The 3,429-nt window shown below is 67.5% G+C and carries 4 protein-coding genes; 1 reads left to right on the forward strand and 3 read right to left on the reverse strand.

Annotation, left to right across the window (positions count from 1 at the left end; translation table 11 throughout):
- From ACM2XV_RS13495 to ACM2XV_RS13505, 3 genes are all read right to left on the reverse strand, one after another.
- On the reverse strand, positions 1 to 314 hold a 314-nt coding region (locus ACM2XV_RS13495; RefSeq protein WP_487027300.1), incomplete at its 3' end, for a PadR family transcriptional regulator.
- Complete coding sequence (locus tag ACM2XV_RS13500; protein ID WP_344776948.1) at positions 311 to 1,132, reverse strand: DUF4097 family beta strand repeat-containing protein; 822 nt, start codon at positions 1,130 to 1,132, stop codon at positions 311 to 313. The genes ACM2XV_RS13500 and ACM2XV_RS13495, both read right to left, overlap by 4 nt.
- 213 nt (positions 1,133 to 1,345) lie before the next feature.
- Positions 1,346 to 2,320: a hypothetical protein gene (locus ACM2XV_RS13505; RefSeq protein WP_487027301.1), complete on the reverse strand. Its 975-nt coding sequence runs from the start codon at positions 2,318 to 2,320 to the stop codon at positions 1,346 to 1,348.
- Positions 2,321 to 2,634: 314 nt separating this feature from the next.
- On the opposite strand from ACM2XV_RS13505, the gene ACM2XV_RS13510 reads away from it, so the two are divergent.
- The coding region (locus tag ACM2XV_RS13510; RefSeq protein ID WP_487027302.1) for an efflux RND transporter permease subunit at positions 2,635 to 3,429 on the forward strand (795 nt) is incomplete at its 3' end.

The following is a 3,429-nucleotide window of genomic DNA, read 5'->3' on the forward strand; positions in this document are numbered from 1 at the left end:
TCGGCGAGGCGCCGCACCGAGTCGGTGACCTCGGCTTCGATGTCTCGCAGCTCGGCCTCTCTGCGGTCGAGCTCGAGCCTGCCGGCATCCGTGATCTCATAGACGGTCTTGCGGCCCTGCGTCGTCTTCGTGACGAGTCCTTCCTCTTCCAGCTTCGACAGGCGCGGGTAGATGGTGCCCGCGCTCGGGCTGTAGGTGCCGCCGAAGCGCTGCTCGAGTGCCTGGATGAGCTCGTAGCCGTGCTTCGGCGCGTCCTGCAGCAGGCTCAGCAGATACAGGCGCAGGCTGCCGTGGCTGAAGACGGGGGGTGTCATGCTGCCTCGCCGGCGGAGGTGCGGCGCACGACCGAGACGTTGCCGCTGACGGAATTGGCGGTGACGTCGATCCACAGCTGGTCGAGCGGGCCGTCCTGGTAGTCGAAGTTGCGGGCGCTCGCGCCACGGTAGATCGAGCCGGCGACCTGCAGCACGCCCGACACCGTGTTGACGCGGAAGCGGGCGGGGGCGTCATGGTCGAGGCGAAGCGTGAGGTCGCCGCTGACCGTGTTGTGGCGGATGCTGTCGGGCACGCCCAGCACGTCGAGGAACACATTGCCGCTGACGCCGTCCGCGCTCACCCGGCTGAGTGTGCCGCTCATGGTGACGTCGCCGCTGACCGTGTTGGCCTTCGCGGCACCGAGATGGTTCTGCACCGCGAGCTCGCCGCTCACCGCGTTCAGCTCGACGTTGCCGACGAGGGTGTCGGTGGTGAGGTCGCCGTTCACGGTGCTGAGCCGCGCGTCGCTGATGAGGCCCGAGACGAGAGCGTGCCCGCTGACCGTGCCGAGCTTGAGCGCGACGTTGCGCGGCACGAGCACCGAGACGTCGGCGCGCGCCTTGCCCTGCCACGAGCGGAAGACGTCGATGAAGTTGTCCCATCGCAGCTGCGGGTGGTCGATCTCGAGGCGGCCGTTCTCGGCCGTGATCTTGAGGTCTTTGCCGGTGACGCCGCTGACCTCGACCCGGGTGGTCGGCTCGTCGTGGCCGATCACGTCGACCTGGCCGCCGATGAGGCTGATCTTCACCGAGGTGATGCCGTCGATGTCGACGGTCTTGGACTGGCCCGGGTTCACGAGCCACTTCTCTTCGGGCATCCGATTCTCCAAACGCGATATATCTCGACTTCTGTGATGAAAAGCTAACACGATATATCGCGTTTGCGCTCTCGGGGTTTCCCCTGATTTCCCGTCTTCCGCGGCGACGCACCCGCCCGGTGAGTCGTCACGTTTTGGCCGCCAGGCGTGTCTTTGGCCTCGTTTGTGACGACCGGCGCGCGCGACCGCACCGCGGGTCGTCACTTAAGTGGCTTACGGATGTCTTCCACGCCCCGTTTGTGACGACGGCACCAGATGGGCGGGGGATGCCGCAGGCCGCCACCCCTTCCGGAAGAGCTGCTCGCCGAGGTCGTCGAGAATCTCCGCCCGCGGCATGCCGGCCATGATGCGGATGTCGTGCCACCCGGCCTTCTGCAACGCGTTGTATCGCCGGCCGTCTCGCGCGAACTGCTCCGGATCGTCGGCGTGGTGTCGGCCTTCGTAGTCCAGCCCCGTCATCGCCCACGGGTAGGCGAGATCGATGATCGCGACGAGCTCGCCGTTCGGTCCATAGACCTCGAAGTTCAGCGCGGGCTCCGGGAAGCCCGCACGGATGATGATCAGCCTCCACTCTGTCTCTTTCGGCGATTCGGCGTTTTCGCGAATGAGTTCGAAGGCCTCACGAAGCTTGAGTGCGCCGGGTTTGCTCCCCCATCTCCGCACAGACTCCGCCAGCCGGTCACGTGTCGCTAGTTTGCGTTGCCGGTAGAAGAGGGCATCGCCGGCCGCGACAAGCTCGTCGACAGACAAGAAAGCCGAAAGCTCGCACCACGCGTCAGCCGGTGCCTGCACTCGCCAGCCGGAGCGCTCGATGACGCGCGGGTGGCGGAGCGCATGGCCGACCGTCCCGCGCACTCGAGGCGAGCGCGCGGGCCAGCGGGTGGCTACGTGAACCGGGCCGCCGTAGAGCCGCCAGGGAAGCGGGAGATCCCAATAGACGGCGGCAGACACCGAGCTGAAGAAGTGACCGATCGACAGCAGCGGTCGGTACTCCTCGAGCCGACGGAACGCGACCTGGCGCGACTTCGCATCGTCGCCCAGCGATGGCAGGGTGCTGCGGGCGCCATGAAAGGGGCGTGAGAGGTCGCCCGCGGCGAGGCGGTCGCGGGTGAGCCCCGCGTCGAGCGCCTCTCGCACCGTGAACGCGCGGTCGGTGAACGGTCCTGGTAGCGGGGTCGCTGGTCGCATGGAAGACCAGCATCGGGACCCGCGCCGTGCCACCTCCCGCGAAGCAGCCGGAATGGGGACAGACACCTGCCTCACGGCGCTGTGCTGGAGAAGTCGCGCGGCGTGTCGGTCCCGTTCAGGCATCCGGTCGTCACGATTGTGCTGATGCGCGGTCCGCAAGCCGACTTTCTGACGACCTGATGCGCGTCACCACCCTGGGTCGTCACAAAGGCTGCCCAAGTCGCGAGAAGCGCCGAGTTCGCGACGACCTGCGCGCGCGGCTGCGGCGATAAGCGCACAGCCGCCCGTGACCGATTGCTGACAGGATGCCCGGCATGCACAACCTCGCCGTATTGAGCATGAAGAACCGCGCGCTCATCGCCCTCATCACGATCTGCGCCGCGATCTTCGGCGGGGTCGCGCTGACGAACCTCAAGCAGGAGCTGATCCCCTCGGTGCAGTTCCCCCAGCTCGCGATCCTGACGACGTACCCCGGCGCGAGCCCCGCCGTGGTCTCAAACGACGTGAGCACCCCCATCGAGACGGCCATCCAGGGTGTTCCCGGCCTCGACCAGACCTCGGCGGTCAGCTCGACGAACCAGTCGCTCATCACGGCCCAGTTCAACTACGGCACCGACCTCGACACCGCCGAGCAGAAGCTCAACCAGGCGATCAACCAGATCTCGTCGACGCTGCCCGACAACGTCACCCCGCAGGTGATCAGCGTCAGCCTGGACGACCTGCCGGTCATCCAGATCGCCGCGACCGGAAGCGACGACACCGCGAAGCTCGGCGACGATCTCACGCGCCTCGTCCTGCCCGACATCAAGAAGGCAGACGGCGTCGGCGACGCCCAGCTCGTGGGGTTGGCCGGCCAGCGCGTGACCATCACGCCCGACTCGGCGAAGCTCGCCGCCGCGGGTCTCAGCACGCAGGCCATCACGACCGCGCTGCAGCAGAACGGCGTGCTCGTCGGCGCGGGCCAGCTCACCGCCGGCTCGCAGACGCTCACGGTGCAGGCCGGCTCGCAGCTCGGCTCGATCGACGACATCAAGAAGCTGCCGCTGATTTCGAGCGGGGGCGCGAGCGGGCAAGGCGGGGCCGGGGATGCCTCGAGCGAGATCGAAGAG

Source organism: Gryllotalpicola sp. CP2-P1, from assembly GCF_057512245.1.

What these genes read in the sequence shown, in the direction of transcription:
- ACM2XV_RS13500 (WP_344776948.1), bottom strand. Translation starts at nt 1,132, where the DNA reads ATGCCCGAAGAGAAGTGGCTCGTGAACCCGGGCCAGTCCAAGACCGTC.
- ACM2XV_RS13505 (WP_487027301.1), bottom strand. Translation starts at nt 2,320, where the DNA reads ATGCGACCAGCGACCCCGCTACCAGGACCGTTCACCGACCGCGCGTTC.